Here is a 22,719-nt window from a genome sequence, read left to right as displayed (position 1 = left end):
AATATTTACCACTAATAATTTAGCACTTATGAAATTGCATCATTTATCTTGGTTAGTATTATTTTTTATACTCCTTAACAATAGCACTATTTTAGCAAAAAATAGTTCTGATTGGACTGGGATAACCATTGACATCAAAGCGAATTATCCAGTGACTGCTACCCAAAAGATAGAAAAACAGAAAAATGGCTTTACACGGCTGAAAATCGTTTTGGCAAATGATGGTAAACAACCACTTACCATAGAACAAATTTCTATTTGCATTCCAGTCATTGAGAACACATCAAATGAAACGGAAGCACTCTTCGGAGGTAGTGATATGTGGCGCAATACTGTTATACTTAGAAAATTAGGACAATTGGACAAGAAATGCACCAGTAATTTTTATGCCATGTTAAAACTTTCCGAAGGTGAGTACTTGTTTGCAGGATCACTCTCCTGGCGTATATTTTTGCCTTATATTACGATTAAAAACGGAGCATTTGTAATCACATCTAACGGTGAAAATAAACAACTCCTGCCAGGTCAGAAAATTGATTACGAACAGATAGTACTATCGCGCAACACTAATTGGGTAAATCAGCTCGATCAATTTGGCGCAGCCATTGCAAAGGAAAATAAGATTGGAAAGCTTAAAGATGTTACCTACAACGGTTGGGCTACTTGGGATTATTATGGGCGAGTTTTTACAGCCGATGATGTTAATCAAAACATGGACCAATTGAATAAACTTCCTCTTAAAACTAATTTAGTGCAAGTGGATGGCGGATGGTGGCCTGAAAGGGGCGACTACACCTTGGTTCATAATAAAATTCCCGGTGGTATCAAGGCAATTGGCGCTCGAGTTCGTGCAGAAGGGAAGATGCTAGGTTTGCATTTTGATGGCTTTCGTGGAGATGCAAAATCAGAGATTTGCAAGACGCACCCTGAATACTTTTTACATGATCAAGACGGCAAACTGTTTGTAAAAACACAAGAAAGTCCGGATCACAAACTGGAACATACTTTTTTTGATTATTCACATCCAGGTGCTAGGGCCTATATTGCATCCTGTATTAAAAATATGAAGGAAAATTGGGGCGTAAGTTACTTTAAAATAGATTTTATGTGCAATGGCCTCGATGATTTTATCAAAGGGAACAATAAATTAATAAGTTTTAAAGCATATAATCCCGGTATTACAAGTGTGGAACGATTCCGACTGGGTATGCAAGCCATGCGAGATGCCGTAGGACCTGACGGCTATTTCCTGGGTTGCACTGCAGTATTTGGACCAACGATTGGATTTGTAGATGCCATGCGTACAGGTAATGATATTAACCCTGTTTACGAATCATTTGGAGAGAGAGCATTGTCGAACAGCAGCAATTTTTATCTTAAATCGGTATTTAACCTAGATCCTGACTACATGGTAGCACGTGCTGCTGAAGATGAAGATGCAACTGTGAGCATAGAAGATCGAAAATCTGGAGGAACTCTTTCTGAAAATGAAGCTAAGATGTGGGTCGATTTCGTAAGCTTGTATGGCAATATTCGCCTAAACAGCGATAACCTTACTACACTTCGCCCTGAACGCAAAGCGATTATAATGGCAGGATTGAAAACTCCCAAAATAGACGAAACCGTTCCGCTGGATTTGTGGCTACATGCAACGGAAAAAAATGATGCCATTGAGTTACTCCTCTCCCGCAGCGGAAAAAAGATATACCTTGGCATATTTAACTGGAGTGATAAAGCCAAGGAATACAGTTTGCCTGAGTTTGGAAAATCAGCTACGAAGGTTCAATTGGAAGGGCGTCATTCGGTGATCATAAAATATGAAGGAAATAAATCTTTCCAACAATTGTGTCAGAAACTTAAATCTAAATAAATAATTGTGGCTGAATAAAAATATAATTATGAAAAAAATCTGTTTGCTATACACTTGTCTTTTTTTACTGATTTTCAATAGTGCATTATTGGCACAAAAAATATCCAGCGAGCAAGTGGAAACTTTTGAGCGTCCTATTTGGGCTGGTTTTTATACTAATAAAACCAGCGAGCCAATTAATACTAAAGCATTTCCATTTATAAAAGGAATGGCAGACCTTTTAAAATGGAGTGATTTGGAGCCTCAGATAGGTGTTTACGACTGGTCAAAACTGGATGAAAAAATACATAGTGCTGTAAAAGGTAGGTATTATTACTATTTTGTTTTGTGGACTGGACCGCATTCACCAGAATGGATTTACGACCAAGACGTGCCAAAAGTTGCTTGTAAAGGAGGTAGTAGTAATGCCAAAGCTGTATTTCCATACTATCTTGATAAAAATTATAGCAACTTTTTTTATAATTTTATTGGTAAGCTGGCAGCCCATATAGCTAGTATTCCAAAAGCTGATCGAGATGTTTTTTCATTTATACAACCTGCTTTTGGCTCTACAGGCGATAAACAACTATACAAAGGCACCCCTATAATGCCAGAATATAAAATCAAACAATACCTTGAATTTTGTAATGCTGCAACTGTTCGCTTTTATGTAGCGTTTGATAGGCCAGAACTTGAACATATAAAATTTCTTTTCAATGTTGATGATGAGGGAGCTACTAACGAACTTATAAATTCAAAAAATGAACAAAAATTAGGAGAACAGCTTTAGCCAATTGGCTTAGAAAGAACTATAAAATTGATCTTCGCAAGCAACAACTCACCATTGCAATAGGGTATCAAGCCAATGATGAAATAATTCAGGACAGCCAATTGCGACCAACTTTTTACGGTCTCAATGGCAAGAAACCTGAATTTGTTCGTGCCGAATTCTCTAAATTTGTAGAAGGGGAGATTTTCAAGGAAAATAAAATTTGGAACTATTACTGGACAGCAATAGCAGCAGTTGACAGGGGTTTGGATCTGTGGGAGGTTGATTATAATACTGTTAAAACGGGTTTGTATAATGAAGGATTCGAATTTAGCTCTAAGTATTCTTACTATAAAAAACCTCAGTCAAGTCCATATGCATTTATTGCGTTTTGCGATGTACTAGATGCTGCAGATACTAGACGTTTTAATGTGACTGCCTATGGAGAAGCTAAACAAAGTAATAAGGAAAGAGTGTTGAAAATTGAATAAGAATTTAAAAAATATGGTGCAAAAGTCGGTGATTTAAATGCTGCGACAACACTTAAAGGATCTAATTATCTTTTTGAAGCCAAGGCGATGAATAATGTTGGTTTTGGTCTGATTGCCAGAAATTACAGTAGTTTTATAACACAGATTGATGCCAATAAGACCAGTGTAGGATTGTGGCGAGTTGGTCCAACGAATCAGCCTTATGGCAGATATGCTCGCTCTTTTGAAAACGAAAGCAATAAAAATAGAATGTATTTTGATCTAGATGACCATTTTTTATCTTAAAAGGAAACGAGATCTGTTAGTATCAAAATAATTTATCTAGATGAAGGATTTGGTAAATTTTCTTTCAGATATGGCAGCGAATCCAATCCTGATAAAATAGCAATTACCATCATTAAAACCAATAGTGGAAAATGGGTTGAAAAAGCAATTACAATAAAAGATGAGGCATTTACAAATAAAGGCCCAAAAAACATTGATTTTTCGCTAGTGAATGAAGATAAAGAAGACGACATTTTTCACATGATTGAAATAACAAAGCATTTATAGGTTTTCTGCTAAACATTCAACAATATACTTTCCAGTTGTAATCTTTATATTAAAAATAAAAAAATCCCAAAATTAGGAGGCATTTACTTCGTCAATTCGCTTCGCTCGGGTCCGGAGATGTTCTGGTATCCTGAAGTAGTATTTGGTAAAAAGCCTAAAATTGAATCTAAATGAAACAAATTGACAGTATAATAGAGACTTTTTAAATAGATAAAAGTTTTAGTAATGATTTCCTTTGTTACTATATTTGACTAACAATTCAATTGTTTCCCGTCTTGCATTTATTACTTGAATATAAATTCGTTCAAATTATATAAGTATAAAATAGAAAAAGAAATAAATTGATAATTTATTTTATTAAAATTAAACCTTTCTAATACTTACTAGTCTAAAGTAAATAACTCTAAATAAATATAAAAAATGAAAAAAGTGATTTTCGCAGCTTTATTAGCTGCAAGTTTGAATGGATTTGCTCAAGAAGCAAAAAAAGGTGGTGCGGATAAAATGTTAGGTAAAATGACAACAGAACTATCTTTGACAGCTGACCAACAAGAAAAATTAAAACCAATTATTGAGGAGCAACAAGCCCTTAAAAAAGACAGTAAGGACAACCCAGACCATGCTGATGCCAACAAAGCAAAAGCAAAAGAAATTTCAGGAAGAATTAAAGCAATTTTGACTCCTGAGCAGATTGAAATGCAAAAAGTTAACAAAGAAAAAGCTAAAGGAGAAGGGAAAAAAGAAAAAAAAGAAGGTAACGAATAAAAACAAAACCTTTGTGCCTCTAAAAACTTCTGGTTATCCAGAAGTTTTTTTTTAGATCGTAACCTATCGAAAATGGATAAAAAATAATGCAGAATTCTCGAAGGATTATAGATTTCTGCTTCTGAACTGTGATTTTAAATTGGTATAATAACTTTTCAGCATTAATTTGATTTTTTCTGACAAAAGTGTTTTTGGTCTTAAAAATGTATTGAAGATAATTAGTATTCAGAAATCGTAATCAATTGAAAAAACCTGACATTGCAAATGAGACTTTATAAGTAGATGCATGCCTTGTTTTCGAAGTTATTTTTTTAGTTAAACACTATAAATTTAAAACGTAGATGTAAATTATAGCTATTCTTTAGTAAGAATTACAATCGAGTACTGAAATCTAAAGATAATACGGTAATAAAAAACATAGCAAAATTCAAATCTGTGCAAAATCATATTTTCTAATAAATAAAGAAAACAACAAAAATTCTTTACAAATCAATATGAAAGCGTAAACATAAGGTTACTCATTTGATGATTCTCGTTTTAGGAAAAATCAAAAAGTGCACCCATTTAGGTTCCCAATCCAATATTTTACATATATAACAGATGTTGTTCTTCCTTCTGTTTTTCACTCTTCTTAAAACATAGTATATTCTAATTTTTTTACAGCTCTACTTCTTGCTGTGCAACTAGCTGAAAGCATTTGTATGTGTTTTCCTTTTATTCAAATTGCGTATAATTTTTGGTTTAAAATTATACGTCTTATTAAAAAAATTTGATTAAATTATACGAATAATAAAATTATTGCAATTTTTATTCATTTGAAACAAATTGACGGTACAATTGATACTTTTCTACCTGCATAGTTCTTAAAGCAAGTGTACTTTTGTACCTCAAATCGATTGGAATTACAACTAATCCTAGTCACTAAAGTTATGAAGTGATTTTTTTCTTGAACCAGATGATGTTGATAACCAAAAAAACAATCGTATTCAATACCTTAAAACGAACGATAATTATTTGAAACAAAATTCCACCTAATTAACCTAAATAACAATGAAAAAAACAAAAATCAACCTAGTAGTATTCGCTATTGTTTTAATAGCTCTTCTTCCGAGTAAAATCATCGCTCAATGGAATCAACCGCAATGGGTAGTCGATAAGTATCAACCCTTAGTTTACAATTTTGTATATAGTGGGGTTAACCAATCCTTGGCCTATCGAATATTAAAACCCATAAATTTTGATGCTAGTAAAAAGTATCCTGTGGTTGTAACCCTACATAATGCTTCTGGGTTTAGTATACCTGGATCAAGGGATTATAATATTAATAACCTTCGAGCTATTAATGGCCAGTTTGCTGGCGATTCCATTCAGTCAAAATACCCAACGTATGTTATTGCATTGCAGGCCGACAAATTTACTAGTGGTAAATTCGATATGTGGAATAAAAAGCATTTTGAAGGTGCCAAACAAATAATTGCTGCACTTGCTCCTAATGTAGACATAAACCGAATTTATGTTATGGGGCAATCCGCTGGAGGTCATGGTACAAATTTATTCATATCTTATGGTCCGACCTATTTTGCGGCAGCCATCGCGGCATCGGCAGAAGGTAATAAAATTTCTTTGGCCAACAGAGATAAGCTTGTTAACTTTAATTTATGGACAATGCACGGAAGCAACGATACTACTAGTCCTTACAGTAGTGATGTGGAATTGTTTACGTATATGAAGTCTAAAAATGCAAAGATGAAATTTACAACTTTTATTGGACGAGGTCATAGTACCGAAGATTTTTTGGTTGGTTCTTATGGGGCTACAGGAACAGTTACGAAATCAGATACAGATGAAGTTACTGGTGTTGTAACAACAAAAACTTATGATTACACAACAGAGTATGCAAGTGCTGGTTCAGATCCAGAGGCTAACACACTTTATTGGTTGTTTTCTAAAAGTTTATTGGGAACCGCGGCGCTAAATAAAAAACGGGCAACTCAAAAACCAACCATTAATTTTGACCTTGCAAATTCTGAATTAAATTATAGTGCAGGTATTGATCAAATAATAGTATATAACCTGAACGGTTCGGCTGTACTTAAAGCCAAAAAACCGTCTGGGAACACCCTAGATTTAAGCAGTTTGAAAGCTGGTCTATATATTGTAAAAACATACCAAGAAAATGGAGATGTTGGTACAACGAAAATAATGAAATAGTAAAACGTTTCATTCAATAGTTTGATAATAAAGGGTTTCAAGTTTTTGAAGCCCTTTTTAATTGCTCAAACGATTAAGTATTTTTATTTTTAATCATTCCTGAATTATGATTTTAAATTGGCAAAATAATACCGATTAGCAATATATAAGAGTTCAATAAATTGTACTCAATATATTCTCTATCGGCATTAACCATTGTAAAATTTTAAAATGGATTAGACCATTTTAAAATTACAATTGGTATAACTTTCTTGGGATTAATTAGATTTTTTTTAAGGTATATTTAGGTTTTAAAAGTATAGATTTTAATTGGTATTTAGAAATGTTGAGAAATTGTATTTGATTGCAACAATTTGACATTATAAATGAGACTTTAAACATCATCGCATTCTTAGTTTTAATTGTTCCTTTTGATGAATATATTAAAGAGTAATATGTATTTTATTCAGTGCTATCAAAATGATAAGCCTATTTTTATCGGAAAAATAATTAAGAAATAATTCTGATCAACAGGAATCAGAAATCAATTGAAATAAAATGAAAAAAGAAAAAAATAATTCAGTACTATTTTCAATAGTTTTAATACTACTACTTTCCTTAAAAATGGTTGCTTTTCATCAATCAAAGGCAAGCTTTTCGGAGAGCAATAAGTATGGACTTACTAAGGGTGGGAATAAGGATAAGTTAAATATTTATTCAGCGCCCAAGGGCATTGATTCCAGTATTGATTTTAGTGTTACAGTTGACGGTCAAATGGCCTTCGTTTTCTTTATGGCCGAGAATAAATTTAGAAAAAATTACCTACCAGGGGCAAATACTACACCTCTCGGAGAGGAAAAGAAAACAATCAAATACGCTCGTGAATCTTGGGTTTCATTCGAGAAAGAAACTACTGCACTAATCCGGATTACTCAAATTGAAGATAGTTTGTCGCTAAATGACCTCCTGCTAATAGATCAAAAAGGCAATAAAGTCGACTTTAAAATTGAGGACAAAACAATTTCGTTTACCGCAGAAATGGGGAGTAAGTATGTTTTAATTTTAAATAAAGATTTATCAAGACGATTAACAATTTTTGCCGAAGCACCAGAGGTAGATATTCCAGACAAGAATGGTGTAAATACCTTTTTAATTCTGCCGGGAACTCCTCGAGCTGAGTATGAAAAAACGACAAAAAGCACACTTTATTTTGCTCCAGGGCTACACGAAATGGGGGATGGCTTTCCGTTAAAGCCGGGTTTGCAAATCTACCTTGCACCCGGGGCTTATGTTCGCGGATTTTTCACCTGTTCACCAGATGCGAATACTGCAGGTGCTTCAGGGGTTAAAATATTCGGGCGAGGAATTCTTTCGGGCGAAAACTATCAAGTTACTGAAGGGCCAAATAACAATTTCTTGCCTCGACCATTGCGTTTTTGGAGCAATTCCATCTATCTTGGTGGTTTTAACCGAGAGCCTGCTGATAATCAAATTGTCCAAGGTATTACCATTATTTATCCTTCTCAACAACCTATTATGGGAAAGGGTAATAATACGCTCATAGAGAATGTTAAGGTGATTAATTTCGAAAAAGGTTTTGGTGGCATCTGTGTGGGCGCTCAATCTAAAGTTACCGATTGTTACATTTCAACAGATACTAGGGTACTCTCTACTTTTGGCTCGAATACTAGCTTTATTGACAACATGATTGTTGGTTTTGAAGCTATTGAGTCACCATTTTACGTTGGAGACCGAATTCTTGATGATCTTAAGAATATTTCTGTTGATAATTTAACCGTAATTGGTGAATGGAAAAGCTTATTTTCAGTAAATCAAGTTCATTTTGGTAATTTAAGTGATTTTAACTTCAAAAATATCAAGGGTATTTACACAGGTAAAAAATCCAAAGCCTCACTTTTAAGTTTAGCTGTTGGTTTTTCCCCCTATCGTAGGGGAGAATATCAGGGCAGCATCAGTAGAGTATCGCTAAGTGATGTTCAAATGACCACCTTAAACCCAATCACGTCCTTTACTGTAAATGCTTTTGGTTTAAGTGAGAAGGCCTCGGTACGCGATGTCAATGTTAAAAATATCCTTGTTAACGGTGAGCCTGCAAAAATTCTCAAACAAATAGAACAGTATGCGTTTAATGTTACTGTTGATGATAAAACTATTGCAGCAGGTAAGTCACCAATTGCAGAAGATATTAAACGAGATTTTCCTCTAGTTGCTGCAGCTACTAATCCAGCAATTGCTTATGCTCGCAAAGACGAAGATGGTGATAAGTATGGAAGTCTAATTGCTCATCAAATTGCTTACCCAAATGATAAGCAAAAAGCGGATCCCAATTATCCGAAAACCTTATCTGCCGCTTTGGGCAATAATGCTACTGGAGCAAGTTTAAAAGGGATAAAGACTATTGTAGTACCAGATGGTGATTTTTTGCAGACCTACGCTGAGGTCTATGACCCTCGTATGTATACACTTCATTCGCCAGATTATGAGTTAAGCGTATCCCAAAACAGTAGTGGTACTAAGAGTTCAAAAGTGCCAGTCTATGAAAACGTAGGGACATTGATGAGCACAAGAAACCGTTTGGTAAATCCTCCACCAATGTTGACAGAGCATTTTGCTAACTTCACCCATCGTGGAGAAGTTGAAGTTACGGTAAAGATGAAATATCGCTGCCCAGATGTTAAAGATGTTTTGATTATGCCTTCACAATTAAACATCAAGCCAATCTATTCAGCTGACCACAGAAGCTTTACTTTTACACTAGCTTCACCACACTATTTGGCGATTATTGTTAACGGTGACTGGATTCGTCCACTTTTCGTTTTCGGAAATCCACCAGAAGACCCAGCACCAGATCCTACAGACGCTGCTGTGCTAACCATAAAAACCAGTGATGATTTTAAAACATTGGAAAACCGTAAGAAACTAGCTAAGTATAGGGTGATTAATTTTGCTCCAGGGTATCACGATATTGGTTTTTTCTTTCCAGTTTTTAGCGATCAAACAATTTACATACCTGGAGATGCCTATGTGGCAGGAACCATTCTTGGTGTAGATCGCGACAAGGCTTCCAATATTGCGTATGGGACTAAACTAATTACTCAAAACAAATCTATATTTGAGTATCCAGCATTCAAAGAAGGGTATCGGAAGAAAGAAGATTATGTGTATGTAGCAGCCTCAAACAAAGAAAAAAGTACCATGATTGGTGCTATTAAAAATTTCACTATTCGTGGCCGTGGTATACTTTCTGGTGAACAAATGGACTGGTTTGTAGGATTGGAAGATGTGCCCAGTTATATTATCTTGGTTGATCGAAACGGTAAGAATGGTATTCTTGAAGGGTTGACTTTTACTGGCAGGCATTTCCATTCAGCAAATTTCTTTGGATCTCCCGCATTATTGTCTAATGTAAAAACATTATTTGGTTTCCACGGTAACACCGATGCTTCACAATGGGGAATGGTGCGACGTAACCTTTTTAGCATAGAGCAAGATGACGGTACCTACATCAAAACGGGTTTGGACATTGACGGTTGGTTTGCTTGGCAGCAGAATAACGCCAACGTTTTTTGCTTCGTCCGCACAATGCCAAAAGATGGTGAAACGCTTGGTCACTCACTAATTCGTAACGTAACAGTTATTGATGGACGCTACGGTCAATATGGAGTGAGCAATTTAGAAAAGGATTACTATAACCCAATGAGAGGCGCGTTTTGGCTTGGCATCAATAATGATAAAAACTTCAATAATTTTGGTTATGTAGCCGACATCGTGATGCAGAAAATCACTTTTGAAACCATCGTTAATCCTCTCTTTCAGTTTGCACCGATGACAGGGTCACGTTTCAGCAAAATGATAGGAATTCAAGACATTACCTTCGACAACATACAAGTACCTATGGGGCAAAACTGGAAAAGTATTTTCGGAGTTCGACCAGAAACACCAGATGATTTTATGCGCGGAATTGTAATTAAAGATTTGATCATTGGCGGAAAGAAAATTATCAATTTCAATGATTTCGCTCGGGTGAGAAGTGAAGGACGCAACTTGGATGTCAAAATTAAATAGGGCTTCAAGCTATCTTATGTTTAATGAAGTTAAGAAACGAAGTATTAGATAGCTGTACCTTTAATTGTTTTTATTAAAAAAAAAATAATTTTAAAAGATGTTCCGTTTGGAGCATCTTTTTTTTGTTGAATAGTATCAATCGCAAAATTCAGCTTTAACTAAAATTCTAATTTTATAGGTGAATAACTAATTATTGGTGGCTTAATGATACAAATTCACCTAATTTTTGATACTTAATGTATAGATAAATTTTAAATAAAAGTCGTTTTTTTGAAGTTTCAATTTTCATCAATTAAGATCTAGTAGACCAAATTAATTGAAGAGAATAGTAGTTTTTGATTTAAATAAAAAAGGTAAAACTAATAATTGATATAAAATGAAATCATTACGTTTAAATTGTCTTTATAGTGTATTTTTTCTGCTCGTTTTTTTCCCAATAAAAATATTGGCGCAATGGAATCAGCCGCAATGGGTCGTAGATAAATATGAACCCCTGAAGGTTAAATTTAAAAACGTTAATGATGCCTTATCATATCGTTTATTGCGACCCATTAATTTTGATGCATCCAAAAAGTATCCCGTGGTCATAACTTTACATGGATACACTGGATTTAATAAGGCTACAGCTAATGATTATAATATTAATAATCTTAGACATATCAATCAAGAGTTTGCAAAAGATTCTATACGATTGGCTCACCCATCATATATTGTTTGTTTGCAAGGGATAAAAAATGCCGACAATACTGTTGACATGTGGGATAATGGCTATTTAAACTCGGCAAAAGATATCATTTCGTCTCTACCAAATGTTGACATGAACAAGATTTATGTGTTAGGGCAATCTGCCGGAGGTTTTGGTACTAATAAATTTATTAGCCTTGACCCAGCCTATTTTGCCGCAGCCATAGTTGTTTCGACCGAGGGAGCAAATGATCTTGTTCAGGCTGATAGAGATCAATTGGTTAATTTTAATTTATGGACAATGCATGGAGATGCAGATACTACTATGAAATATGCTCCTGATGTGGAGTTGTTTGATTATATGAAGTCCATAAACGCTAAGATGAAATTTACCACATTCCTTGGGGTAGGTCATAGTACAGAATATCATTTGGTTAATTCATATGAAGCTTCCGGGAAAGCAAAAGTCTTAATTCCTGATACAACTACAGGAATAGTTACCGTAAAAAATATTGATTATACTACACAATTTGCAGGAACGAGTTCAGATCCAGAGCCTAATACTTTGGATTGGTTGTTCTCAAAAAGTTTGACTGGACCAATGGGTGTGAAGGGGATGAATAAGGATCGGTTGGAGTTGAATGTGTACCCCAATCCAACTCATTCGGTTATAAATTGGAATGATTCCTCTAACATTAACGAGATAGTTTTAATTGATGTCAATGGCAAAATGGTACTGAGAGTAGCCAAGCCATCGACTAACAGCATTAATTTAAGTAGCTTGAAAAAAGGAGTTTACTTTATTAAGTTCCGACAGGATACTATGGAGCGTACAAAAAAAATAGTGAAAAAATAATTGTAATACCATCACGTTATTATTGAATTAACCCTCTCCAGTCAAATTTTTATAACTGAAGTGATTTAAACTTTTTGCGCTTTAGCGAAAATTTAGAATTTTATATCCAATTGAATTCTTTTTTAAGTTGCATAGCTGAGATATCGAATGAAAAAATGGCAAAAAGTGGGTGCAAAAGACAAATTTTTAGCAAATGGAAAAATTTTAAATCACCGCAATATGTGGTATTTTGTAAATTAAAATTAAAATACTTAAGTTTATAAATTAAAATGCATTTCTTTTGGTATACATAATGTTCAAATTTTAAACAAGACAAGATCGATAGTTTGATTGGGTTATTTTGTTTTAATAGGATGGCATTTTTTTTATTTTCATTTTTTAACATTTATTTTGACAGCACTAAAAATTAGCAGTACTGCAATATAATTCTTGAAAACACAACTGTATTTTTAATTTTCAGCAGATATAGGATGAAAATATGTTAATAGTACTACAGATGACACAAATAGACACTATTAAAGAGACTTTTTGTATTGCTACTAATCTTCATATAAACTTATTTTTGACCATATATTTAATAATGTGATGCAATAAAACTTTAATGTGCCTTCAATAAGCTGTATTTTTTTAAGGTATTTAATTGTTTATTTAATTCATAAATTGTTACAAACCACAACCAATTTAACCAAAAAAATAAAATGAAATTCAAATTATTAACAATTATTTTTTTTACATTTTCAATATCATTATTCGCACAGGGTACGATAGAAGGAGTTGTTAAAGACCTCAAAGGTTTGCCAATTCCACAAACTAATGTAACTATTAAAGGAACTAAAAACGGAGTTATCACTGATTTTGATGGTATTTTTAAAATTAAGGCAAAAATCGGCGATGTCTTAACAATCACTTGTACAGGTTTTACTAAAAAGGAAGTTAAGATTCAAGGTAGTTCAATTGAAATTGTCCTTGTAGAGTCGAATGTTACTTTAGATGAAGTTGTTGTAATAGGATACGGAACAGCTAAGAAAAAGGATTTAACAGGAGCGATATCTTCTGTTAGAGCATCGAGTATTGAGAAAGGGGATCCATTAGATGTTCAAACCGCTTTGGCTGGTCGTGTTGCTGGTTTGCAAATTACACAAAACGACAATGGATTAGGTTCTGGTGTAAAGGCCATTATTCGAGGTGGAAGTTCACTCACTAGTGGTAATCAGCCCTTGTATGTTATTGATGGTTTTCCCATTATTCCCGATGAAAATGTATCGTCAAATCCATTATCCGATTTAGATCCTGGTCAGATTAAGTCTATTGAAGTTTTAAAAGATGCATCTGCTACTGCTATCTATGGTGCAAGGGGATCAAATGGAGTGATAATTATCACCACTAAACTAGGGAAGGAAGGTAAAGCAGAAATCAGTGCCACTCTAAGCACTGGGTTGTCCCTTGCTACAAATTTTCCAAGAGTACTTACTCCATCTGAATTTATTGATCAACGTATAAGATATGACCAAATTGATTATTTGAATGGAACTACGACAAGTATAAATCCTTATTGGCAAGATAAAAAAGATGCTAATACACAAGGGACAAACTGGGCTAAAGCGGCTACTCAAGCAGCTGTTACCAGAAAGTTAGATCTAAGTATGGGAGGCGGTAGCAAAGACGGTTTGCAATACCAACTCTCTGGAAGTTATCTGGATCAAGAAGGGGTTGTTATAGCGACTAATTTTAAACGATATAATTTAAATTCCAATATAGTGCAAACTATTGGACAAGGAACCAGAATTGGAACTAACATAAAACTAGCATTTACAAAAAATATTGGTAGAAGTTTAGATAAATCTCCGGAAGGTATTTTCAAAAAGGTGTTTACAACCAATCCTTTTCAACCCATTGATTTTACTCTGGGACAAATTGATATTGATCCTGAAATCAACACTGGAAATAATGAAAATGTTCTTACCTATCTTAATCAAGTTAAAAATCAAACAGAAAGTTCAAGAATAATTGGAAATGTTTTTTATGAAACAAAAGTGACTAAGGATTTAACTTTTTATACCAGCTACGGATTTAATCGCTCTTTTAATAATTCGCAGGTATTTTATCCCTCAACTGTAATTAAGGGAAGATTTGCGAATGGAGTAGCGCAATTTCAAAAAGGAGAAACTTTAAATCAAGTAGTTGAGGCCCGATTGAATTACAAGAAAGTATTAGGACTGCACAATATTAATGCTACAGCTGTTGGGGAGTTTTCAGATAATCAAAGAAGTAATTTTACCGCTGGGGCATCTAATTTTAGTGATCAAACGAATGGTTTTAATGATTTAACAAGTGCCATTTTAGCAGATTTTCCGACTAATGTTCTATCCGAGGAAAAATTGGCCTCCTATTTAGGACGTGTATCCTATGGTTACAACAAAAAATACCTTTTAACGGCATCTATGAGAGCAGATGGTTCTTCAAAATTTGGCAAAGATAACAAATGGGGTTATTTCCCTTCATTGGCATTAGGATGGACGCTTTCCGAAGAATCATTTATCAAAAACACTGATATTTTTGATAACTTAAAATTAAGAGCTTCCTATGGTTTAACCGGCAACAATCAAATACCAGCCTACAGTGCATTAAGTTTATTAAATGCTGGAAATTATGTTTTTAATGATATTTTTTCATCAGGAAAAGTACCCAACAACGTAGCAAACCCTGATTTAAAATGGGAAACTACGGCGCAATACAATTTAGGTTTAGATTTAGGGTTTTTCAATAACCGTTTAACTGTTACTGCTGAAGTTTATTACAAAAAAACTACAGATTTGCTATTAGACGTTCAGTTGCCGCCATCGTCTGGTTTTGAGACTGCTTTGAAAAATATAGGTTCCTTTAGTAATAAAGGGTTTGAATTGACAGTTAATAGTGTCAATATTAATAATAGCGATTTTAAATGGAGATCTGATTTTACTTTTTCATTAAATAGAAGTATGGTGCTAGATTTAGGCGACAAGCCTGAGTTTTATTTTGATGCTAATATTTCTGGTAAATTTAATAATGAAATATTGGTTCGAGTAGGTGAATCAACCGGGCTGTATTATGGATATATTGAAGATCAGATTATCAACAATCAGACCGAAGCTGCAAATAGTCCAAAGCAATTGGGTGCGGGAATTCCGGACTTTAATAATAACGGACAAGTCAAAATATACGATGTCAACGGAGATGGCTTGATTACTTTAGCTGATAAGGTGCCAATTGCGAATACAACACCAGAATTTATTGGAGGATTGAATAATGAATTTACCTATAAAAGTTTTGATTTTAGTTTCTTTTTACGCTTTTCGTATGGTAACGATGTCATCAATGCAAATGTTACGGACTTAGATAAGGTAAATATTGGAAATAATAACACGCTACTAGCCATGTATAATCACTCTTACAGTGGCGCATTTAATCCCACTGGGACTTTTCATGGAGAAAATGGTAATGGAGCCTATTCAACATTATTTCGAAGTTCTTATGTAGAAGACGGGTCGTTTATAAAGTGTGATTATATTACTTTGGGTTATGCAATGCCTAAGTCAGTTGTTGAAAGTTTAAATGTGAGCAAATTTAGATTATTCGCCAGAGTTAATAACCCATTTATGTTGACCCGGTATTCCTGGTTTGATCCTGAAGTAAATGCTATAGGTGGAACTGCAGGTAAAGTTGGTGGTGGAGTCGATTTGGGTAGTTATCCACGTAACTTTACCGTAACATGCGGTCTTTCCCTTAATTTTTAATTTTAAATATAAAAATATGAAAAATATAATCAAATATTTTGGTTCTTTACTACTGATTGCGGGTTTTGTAGCCTGTAGTGATTTATTAGAAGAAGTTCCCTTGTCTCAAGCTTCGCCTGAAAATTCATTTAAAACAGAAGCTAATGCTAGAGCAGCAATTGTAGGGGTTTACAGTTCGTTACAGCTTGAAGGGGCATACAGCAGATGTCAAGGACTTTTAACTACAGACGAAACAAATGTAGCTCCTAAATCATTCGTAGGAGGGATTAACTCCTACACTTTTACCGCAGACAACATAGATGTAATTTTACCTATCTGGAGAGATCATTATATAGGAATCAATAGAGCTAATCTTGCTATAGCAAAAATCCCCACTATTGATATGGATGTTACTGAAAGAAATAGTTTAGTGGCTGAAGCCAAATTTATTAAATCGTTATTGTACTTCAATTTAATTCGATATTTTGGAGATGTACCGTATAAAGAAACAGAAACTACTTCGTTAAATAATTTGAATATCCCTAGAACTCCTGTCGCCACTATTTATGAAAATATAATTAAAGATTTGCAGTATGGCGTTATCAATCTTAAAGTAAAGGCTCCAGAATTAGCAGGCCATGCAACTCAAGATGCTGCTAAAACTTTGTTGGCTAGTGTTTATCTTAATAGAGGGAGTATAGCAAAAAGAGATAATACAGGAGATAAAGGAATTGCAGATTTTGCGTTGGCAGCAAAATTTGCCAAAGAAGTAATGGATGCAAACAGGTATTCGTTGTGTGATTATTTTCCGGATGCTTTTTCAGTACAAAATAAAAATAACAATGAGATCATTTTTGATGTACAATTTAAGTCTCCTAAACTTGGTGTAGGGAGTAGTATAGGTTATAATATGGGTATACCTTCTGATGCTAGTGGTATAAATAATCTATTGGCTGGAGGTTCAACAGCTACTGTAAGGGCAAATACCTATCATCAGTTTTTATATGATAAAGCAGACAGTATTCGATTGCAATGGACTGATGCGAGAATTGAAATTAAAGCAGCTACCGGGAAGTTCATCAGATTAAGTACAATAAGTAGTACTCCTGTATCGGCTGGAAAGTTTAGGCGTTATCCAGTACACGATTCTAATTTCCCACTTAAAGTTCAAGATTACGATGTGAACTGGCCCATATTTAGGTTTGCAGAGGTATTGTTAATTTATGCCGAGGCTTTAAACGAGACGAGTGGTCCAGAACAAGAAGCCATAGATGCTTTAAACAAATTGAGAAGTAGAGCGAGAAATGTAAATGCTGGAGGAGTTCACACAGATGCTCTACCACGTGTATTGACACTTCAAAAATCGACTGGTTTGGTCGATTTAACACTTTCCGATCCTTTGGTTTCAACTCAGGAAGCTTTTAGAGATTATATAATACTAGAACGTACTCGCGAGTTAATGGCAGAAGGTAAAAGATGGTTTGATTTGGTACGTTGGGGTAAGTTACAATCCACTTTGCTTGGTTTAAATGCTAAATTCTTAGCAAAGCAAACCCAACCAATTCCTGCTGAAGTACCTGCAATTACTCCTACTAAATGGAAAAATTATTGGAATCAGCAAAACTTGGATTGGATAAACTTATCTGGTAATGTTCAAGATTATCATAATCTAATGCCGATACCCAATAACGAAATTTTAGCAAATCCCGCCATAGTTAATAATAATCCCGGATACAATTAATTATAAAAAATAAATAGTATGAAAACCAAATATTCAATATATGTTCTATTGTGCTTAACCCTTTTGTTTTCTTTTACGTCTTGTGTGAAAGATGAACTAGATACTTGGGTAAGTATAGAAGCAAGTAAAACAGAAGTTGCTGTAAATGAAACGGTAAATTTTACCATATCAGGCAATGCTGAAACCTATGTCATTTATTCCGGAGATGCTGGACACGATTTTACCAAAAGTTATTTAGTGATTACTCAAGGGAAAAAAGTGGATCAAGAGGAGTATGTCTTATCACAAGCACAATTAGACATTTGGACTCCCATTTTGACTACTGAAATTGCGGCGTTTAATGTTTTAAATCCCACTGCGACTCTTGATGCAAACACAATACTTACTGGTATAACCAATTTAGTAGATAAACCTTACTATATGGATACTGCCGCAAATCGTTTAAGGGAAATAATGCCAACACTTAAAACATATTCACAATGTGGTGGCCTTGTAACTACCTATTTTACTAATAATAGTGTGTTATTGGCTCCAGTAGGAGGATTTTCTACCGGTGTAGCTTTGAATAGAAATTATTTGACCTATTCCTATAAATTCACTACACCTGGAACTTACACGGTAACAGTATTAGGTACTAAAGTAGGTCAAAAAAATTATACAGGAAATGGTTATATAGACGATAGAACTTCTTCAGCTAGTGAATTCGATTATAAAAGAAATACGGATACGGTTACTATTATAGTGCAATAAGACAAATCTTTATTTTTTTTAGTAAAAACAACACTTCGAGTAATTAAGAGATATTAGTATTTTAATTCTAGAAAATCCACTTTAGAAATGAAGTGGATTTTTTTTATTAGCTAGATTTCCTTTCAGTATCCTCCCTCAAAACATAAATCTTCTCGATGAAGATATGTTGAATTATTTTAAGGGATCTCAAAGATTCGAAATACAATTTTATTTAATAGAGTTTTTTGTGTCAAATGAAACAAAAACGCATACTTATTGACTTGTTTTGACAACACGATAAAAAATATATGTGTTTATTTTGTAATCTATATTCAACTATTTAAGATTTAACAAAATTAAAAATTGTGGTCTTTTGATAATTTTTAAAATAATAAATAATAAAAACATGACAAAATTTATATTTAAACACATTGCCTTAATTATTGCGATAGCATTTTGTATTACAAAATCACATTCCCAATCGCTGCCTACTTCCTATTATGGAATTTGGGATCGAGGTGAAGGAGTTGTAGATTATTCAGATCCACAAACCAATTTTGTTTTGGGTATTGAAACTTCTGCTGTTTGGGGAGATATTCAGCCTAGTGGACCAAACGGTTGGGATTTTTCTGCTTTTCAAGCGTCTTTGGACCTTGCTGTTGCCAATAATAAGTTGATTCGATTTAGTGTCAATGTAGGGCCTGATTGTCCGTTGTGGCTTTTTGGCAATGGTGTTCCCAAAGTGGATGTAATCAGTAACGCTCCCAAGAATGATGCGTTTGCAGCTCATGGCTATCCGTATTATTTAAATGCAAATTATAAAACGTATTATTTTAAAATGATTGAACAATTTGCACTATTTTTAAGAAATCAGCCGCAAGAAAAATTCAGTCATATTGCTTTTATTCAGGTGAAAACGGGTGCTACCGGTGATGAAGAAGCCTACAAAGGAACTGTTTCAAGTGTTAATCCTCAATATGCTATATCCCCATCGGATTGGGAAACATTTCGTTTGGAATGTTTTGCCAAATTCAAGCAATATTTCAACGATGTTTCCGATCACAAAATTGTTTTAACTTTTAACAGTATTGACCCTATTGATAATCCGTCAGCTTACAATTGGATAATGACCCAGCTAGATCCTGCAATTGGTTTTGGAATCAAAGGGGGGGCTTATAACAGGGGACATCATTTGAGTGATGAACAAACTTTTAAAGAACAATGGACTCCCTTTTTAATTAACCCTAAGGTTAGTGCCGGAAATCCTAATGGAGTAAAACTATTTTCAGCTTCAGAAATGGACCAGTCCTGGACAAAAGGGTATTTTGCTTTGAACTATGAAATTGGGTTTTATTGGGCGGCTCTTGGAGGTCTTAATACGGGTGTTTCTTGTACAAATGTTTCGGTAAGTGCCATGCAATATGCTTTCGCTAATCCCGGGATTATTGAAACCTTCAAAATGTATAATAAATATGCACAACAGGTATATCCTGAAACGGCCACAACCGCTTTTTCGGTATTTCATGAAGGGCTGAATGCCGCTGATAAAGTTAAGTTTCCTGAATGGAAATATGGAAATGCTACCCAGAGTAACACATTACGCTATCAAAATATATGCAATGACACTAAATATTATGACAGGGGTGCTCGATTAGAAGATCCGGCGGCAGTAGTATTAGGACAAGTAGGTCAGCGTGAAAATCAAGATTTTTACAATGATGCGGGTTGGGAAATAGCCGAAGGAAACATTGAGCGATTTATGACGCAGATAAATCCTGATGATACTTCCATCGGATTATTCAGGGTGCGGGGAGCCATAACGGCAAGTTCCTCAAAGTACGATCGTTTTGCTCGTTCTTTTGAAAATACTACAGGTAAAAACACGATGTATTTCAAACTTGATAGCGAACTTCCTGCAAATAATAAAAACTTAAAGTTTACTATTATCTGGCTGGATAAAACAGCGGGTTCTACTTGGGCCTTTAAATATAGAAATTCTGCAGGTCTTCAAACCATACCATTTACAGGAACTGGAACGAATCAATGGCGAACAGAAGTTTTTAATATTATTGATGGTGTTATGAATCAAGGAGGTATCAATGGTTCTGATTTTATGTTGGTCAATACAGATACTCTTGATGATATCTTTAATGGAATTGAAATGAATATTGTTGGAGTTGGTAAACTAGCCCAAACTATAAATTTCAATGCATTACCATCAAAAAAAGTAGGAGATGCTGACTTTAATCCAGGGGCAACAGCTAGTTCTGGCTTAGCGATTACCTACACAAGTTCTAATACTAATGTGGCAACCATTGTTAACAATATGATTCATATCGTTGGCGTTGGAGTAACTGTAATCACTGCTTCACAAGCGGGGGATAGTGGCTATGATCCAGCACTATCAGTTGCACAAAATTTATCAGTTCTAAATCAAACTTCTTTTACTACAGTAGGAAACTCTTTATGGTTAGCTCCTGCTGAAGTTACTTCAGTTATTGTTGAATGCTGGGGCGCAGGCGGTTCAGGCGGTTCAACTAGTACTGGAGGAGTAGGTGGCGGTGGTGCCGGTGGGTCTTATGTAATCAACGAAAACATTACTGTTATACCAGGCACAAATTATAATGTTACAGTTGGAGCAGGAGGGGTTGCAAGTATTAATGGTAGTACTAATGGAACAGCTGGCGGTAGCAGTCAATTTTCATCTGTTATTCCGGTTATCGCAAATGGAGGTGTAATAGGTGCTAAAGCAATAGGAACAGGAGTAATTAATACCGCATTTGGTTTAGGCGGGATCAATACAGTTGGTGGTTCTGGAGGTACAGTAACTATTGGAAGTGCGGGTGCCAACGGCGCTACCTCGAGTGGGGGTAAAGGTGGTGATGGAGGTGGTCCAAATGGAGGTTCGGGTGGTGCAAGTAAAACTGTGGCAGGTATTGGAAACCTTGGATCAAGTCCTGGCGGAGCAGGTTCAGGCGCCTTCGGGACAGCAAGCGGAGGTCGCGCTGGCGGTAATGGCGGTAATGGTCAAGTAAAAATTTCCTATACAGTTAGTGTACCAGACGCTCCAATTATTGGAATAGCAACGGCTTCTGGAATTAGTGGGCAAGCATTAGTTTCTTTTACTGCTCCTGCTTTTAGTGGGAACTCCGTAATTACATCCTATACCGCAACATCTAATCCAGGTGGACTTACAGGGACTTTAAATCAAGCAGGAAGTGGAGTGATAACAGTTTCTGGGTTAACTAATGGAACTGCTTACACCTTTACTGTAAAGGCAACAAACAGTGTGGGTCAAAGTGCTGCAAGTGCAGCTTCAAATGAAGCAACTCCAGTAAAAACCAGTCAAGACATTACTTTTAGTGCTTTGCCTTCTAAAACAGTAGGCGATGCTGACTTTAATCCAGGAGCAACAGCCAGTTCTGGTTTGACTGTTTCTTATGTTAGTAGCAACACAGCAGTTGCCACCATAGTTAATGGATTGATACGTATTGTTGGTGCTGGTACTTCTACTATTACTGCTTCTCAAGTAGGCGATACGAACTACAATGCAGCTCTTTCAGTTAATCAAAGTTTAACGGTATCAAAATCCAACCAAAGCATTACTTTTAGTGCCTTGCCTACTAAAACCTTTGGTGATACTGATTTTAACCCAGGAGCAACAGCCAGTTCTGGTTTGACTGTTTCTTATGTTAGTAGCAACACAGCAGTTGCCACCATAGTTAATGGATTGATACGTATTGTTGGTGCTGGTACTTCTACTATTACTGCTTCTCAAGTAGGCGATACGAACTACAATGCAGCTCTTTCAGTTAATCAAAGTTTAACGGTATCAAAATCCAACCAAAGCATTACTTTTAGTGCCTTGCCTTCTAAAACAGTAGGTGATATTGACTTTAACCCAGGAGCAACAGCCAGTTCTGGTTTAACTGTTTCTTATGTTAGTAACAACACAGCAGTAGCAACCATAGTTAATGGATTGATACGTATTGTTGGCGCTGGTACTGCTACTATTACTGCTTCTCAAGTGGGCGATACGAACTACAATGCAGCTCTTTCAGTTAATCAAAGTTTAACGGTATCAAAATCCAACCAAAGCATTACTTTTAGTGCCTTGCCTTCTAAAACAGTAGGTGATATTGACTTTAACCCAGGAGCAACAGCCAGTTCTGGTTTAACTGTTTCTTATGTTAGTAACAACACAGCAGTAGCAACCATAGTTAATGGATTGATACGTATTGTTGGCGCTGGTACT

The 22,719-nt window shown here is 35.0% G+C and carries 13 protein-coding genes; 12 read left to right on the top strand and 1 reads right to left on the bottom strand.

What is annotated here, in order from left to right; translation table 11 throughout:
* The first annotated feature begins 28 nt into the window (after positions 1-28).
* The 4 genes from F6464_RS13635 (at position 29) to F6464_RS13620 (ending at position 3,394) form a co-directional block, all read left to right on the top strand.
* Entirely contained in the window at positions 29-1,870 is a 1,842-nt protein-coding gene (locus F6464_RS13635) for an alpha-galactosidase (protein WP_151108509.1), read from the top strand.
* Positions 1,871-1,898: 28 nt separating this feature from the next.
* Positions 1,899-2,639, top strand: coding sequence for a hypothetical protein (locus tag F6464_RS13630; RefSeq protein ID WP_151108508.1), 741 nt, complete (start codon positions 1,899-1,901; stop codon positions 2,637-2,639).
* A gap of 101 nt (positions 2,640-2,740) precedes the next feature.
* Positions 2,741-3,109, top strand: coding sequence for a hypothetical protein (locus F6464_RS13625; RefSeq protein WP_151108507.1), 369 nt, complete (start codon positions 2,741-2,743; stop codon positions 3,107-3,109).
* Positions 3,110-3,196: 87 nt separating this feature from the next.
* Complete coding sequence (locus F6464_RS13620) at positions 3,197-3,394, top strand: hypothetical protein (RefSeq protein WP_151108506.1); 198 nt, start codon at positions 3,197-3,199, stop codon at positions 3,392-3,394.
* A gap of 32 nt (positions 3,395-3,426) precedes the next feature.
* Here F6464_RS13620 and F6464_RS13615 read toward each other — a convergent pair whose 3' ends face one another.
* Positions 3,427-3,627 carry a hypothetical protein gene (locus tag F6464_RS13615; protein ID WP_151108505.1) on the bottom strand — a complete coding sequence of 67 codons (201 nt, stop codon included), beginning with the start codon at positions 3,625-3,627 and terminating at the stop codon, positions 3,427-3,429.
* Between the two features lie 454 nt (positions 3,628-4,081).
* On the opposite strand from F6464_RS13615, the gene F6464_RS13610 reads away from it, so the two are divergent.
* From F6464_RS13610 to F6464_RS13575, 8 genes are all read left to right on the top strand, one after another.
* On the top strand, positions 4,082-4,426 hold the full coding sequence (locus F6464_RS13610) for a hypothetical protein (protein WP_151108504.1): 345 nt from the start codon (positions 4,082-4,084) through the stop codon (positions 4,424-4,426).
* A 1,050-nt stretch (positions 4,427-5,476) separates the two neighbouring features.
* Positions 5,477-6,637: a T9SS type A sorting domain-containing protein gene (locus F6464_RS13605; RefSeq protein ID WP_151108503.1), complete on the top strand. Its 1,161-nt coding sequence runs from the start codon at positions 5,477-5,479 to the stop codon at positions 6,635-6,637.
* A 537-nt stretch (positions 6,638-7,174) separates the two neighbouring features.
* Entirely contained in the window at positions 7,175-10,702 is a 3,528-nt protein-coding gene (locus tag F6464_RS13600) for a glycoside hydrolase family protein (protein WP_151108502.1), read from the top strand.
* A 376-nt stretch (positions 10,703-11,078) separates the two neighbouring features.
* A complete protein-coding gene (locus F6464_RS13595; protein WP_151108501.1) occupies positions 11,079-12,242 on the top strand; it encodes a T9SS type A sorting domain-containing protein in 1,164 nt (387 codons plus the stop codon).
* A 698-nt stretch (positions 12,243-12,940) separates the two neighbouring features.
* Positions 12,941-16,015: a SusC/RagA family TonB-linked outer membrane protein gene (locus tag F6464_RS13590; RefSeq protein WP_151108500.1), complete on the top strand. Its 3,075-nt coding sequence runs from the start codon at positions 12,941-12,943 to the stop codon at positions 16,013-16,015.
* Between the two features lie 16 nt (positions 16,016-16,031).
* Positions 16,032-17,735, top strand: coding sequence for a RagB/SusD family nutrient uptake outer membrane protein (locus tag F6464_RS13585; RefSeq protein ID WP_151108499.1), 1,704 nt, complete (start codon positions 16,032-16,034; stop codon positions 17,733-17,735).
* Between the two features lie 18 nt (positions 17,736-17,753).
* A complete protein-coding gene (locus tag F6464_RS13580; protein ID WP_151108498.1) occupies positions 17,754-18,485 on the top strand; it encodes a DUF5017 domain-containing protein in 732 nt (243 codons plus the stop codon).
* Between the two features lie 385 nt (positions 18,486-18,870).
* On the top strand, positions 18,871-22,719 hold a 3,849-nt coding region (locus F6464_RS13575), incomplete at its 3' end, for a beta strand repeat-containing protein (protein WP_151108497.1).

The organism is Flavobacterium luteum (assembly GCF_008806775.1).
Classification (GTDB): Bacteria; Bacteroidota; Bacteroidia; order Flavobacteriales; family Flavobacteriaceae; genus Flavobacterium; species Flavobacterium luteum.
The sequence above is the reverse complement of the archived record's forward strand: the minus strand, read 5'-3'. Positions and strand labels throughout refer to the sequence as shown.

Bases quoted from the DNA above. Each gene is read 5' to 3' on its own strand.
- F6464_RS13635 (WP_151108509.1), top strand. From the start codon at position 29: ATGAAATTGCATCATTTATCTTGGTTAGTATTATTTTTTATACTCCTT.
- F6464_RS13630 (WP_151108508.1), top strand. From the start codon at position 1,899: ATGAAAAAAATCTGTTTGCTATACACTTGTCTTTTTTTACTGATTTTC.
- F6464_RS13620 (WP_151108506.1), top strand. From the start codon at position 3,197: ATGAATAATGTTGGTTTTGGTCTGATTGCCAGAAATTACAGTAGTTTT.
- F6464_RS13615 (WP_151108505.1), bottom strand. From the start codon at position 3,627: ATGTCGTCTTCTTTATCTTCATTCACTAGCGAAAAATCAATGTTTTTT.
- F6464_RS13610 (WP_151108504.1), top strand. From the start codon at position 4,082: ATGAAAAAAGTGATTTTCGCAGCTTTATTAGCTGCAAGTTTGAATGGA.
- F6464_RS13605 (WP_151108503.1), top strand. From the start codon at position 5,477: ATGAAAAAAACAAAAATCAACCTAGTAGTATTCGCTATTGTTTTAATA.
- F6464_RS13600 (WP_151108502.1), top strand. From the start codon at position 7,175: ATGAAAAAAGAAAAAAATAATTCAGTACTATTTTCAATAGTTTTAATA.
- F6464_RS13595 (WP_151108501.1), top strand. From the start codon at position 11,079: ATGAAATCATTACGTTTAAATTGTCTTTATAGTGTATTTTTTCTGCTC.
- F6464_RS13590 (WP_151108500.1), top strand. From the start codon at position 12,941: ATGAAATTCAAATTATTAACAATTATTTTTTTTACATTTTCAATATCA.
- F6464_RS13585 (WP_151108499.1), top strand. From the start codon at position 16,032: ATGAAAAATATAATCAAATATTTTGGTTCTTTACTACTGATTGCGGGT.
- F6464_RS13580 (WP_151108498.1), top strand. From the start codon at position 17,754: ATGAAAACCAAATATTCAATATATGTTCTATTGTGCTTAACCCTTTTG.